Below are 1,282 nucleotides of genomic sequence, written 5' to 3'. Positions count from 1 at the left end.
CGCTCACGGGCGGATTGGTTGTATGGAATGAATATGTCTCGCGCTTATACCTTGCTGGGACAAAAGGCTGGCTACCAAGGTGTGCTCTCGGTTGGGCGTGTGCAAACTCCGGTTCTAGGGCTTGTCGTCCGTCGAGATGAAGAAATTGAAAACTTTGTTCCGAAAGATTACTTCACGCTGCACGCATTGATCCCGTATCAAGACCAAAATGGGGCGTTTGATATTCGCGCACGCTGGAAACCCAGTGAGGCTTGCAAACCATGGCAGGATGAAGAAGGGCGAGTATTAAATCGCAAGTTAGTCGAAAACGTCGCTAATCGGATCGCGAACCAGCCAGCGATAGTGAAGGAATCAGAGCAGAAGCAAACCAAGCAATCTGCACCATTGCCATATTCATTATCTGCTTTGCAGATTGATGCAGCAAAGCGTTATGGCATGAGTGCGCAGCAGGTGCTAGATACTTGTCAGGCACTATACGAAAAGCACAAACTGATCACTTATCCGCGTTCTGATTGTCGCTACTTGCCGTTGGAGCATTATTCTCAAGCTGGAACGGTTATATCCGCTATTGCAAACAACGCCAAAGAACTGCAAAGCGCAGTGAAGGGTGCCGATTTATCGATTAAGTCGAAAGCGTGGAATGACAAAAAAGTCGATGCTCACCACGCCATCATTCCAACGCCTAAGCAAGCCAATGTTAATGCACTGTCTGGCAACGAAATGAAAGTGTATCAGCTCATTGCGCGCCAATATTTAATGCAGTTTTATCCTGCGGCTGTCTATGCCGAAGCGAAATTGGTATTCGACATCGCTGGTGGCATTTTCATCGCTAAAGGCCGTCAACTTGTTTCGCCGGGGTGGAAAGCGCTGATGGGAAAAACGGATAAAGAAGACGAAGGTATTGATGCGGTGCCACCGTTAAGTGAAGGCACGGTGTTAACATGTCGTGAAGGTGAAATTAAAGACCGAAAAACTGAGCCACCAAAACACTTTACTGAAGCCACTCTGCTGCAAGCGATGACGGGAATTGCTCGTTATGTTGCCGATAAAGAGTTGAAAAAAATTCTGCGCGACACAGATGGATTAGGTACGGAAGCGACTCGTGCGGGTATTTTGGATACGCTCTTTAAGCGTCAGTTATTGACAAGGCAAGGTAAATCCATACTCAGCTCGCAAGCTGGACGAGGGTTAATCAAGGCATTACCACAAGATGCGACGTATCCTGACATGACCGCTCATTGGGAGCACCAACTTCAGGGGATGGCAGAAAGAAATCAAGCTT

The 1,282-nt window shown here is 47.7% G+C and carries 1 protein-coding gene; it reads left to right on the top strand.

Annotated features, from left to right (window positions below; all coding sequences use genetic code 11):
- The coding region (locus R7E78_RS24220) for a DNA topoisomerase 3 (protein WP_318058351.1) at window positions 1–1,282 on the top strand (1,282 nt) is incomplete at both ends.

The organism is Vibrio sp. YT-19(2023), from assembly GCF_033337395.1.
Note: the sequence above shows the minus strand (reverse complement) of the source record. Positions and strands in the feature narration are given on the sequence as shown.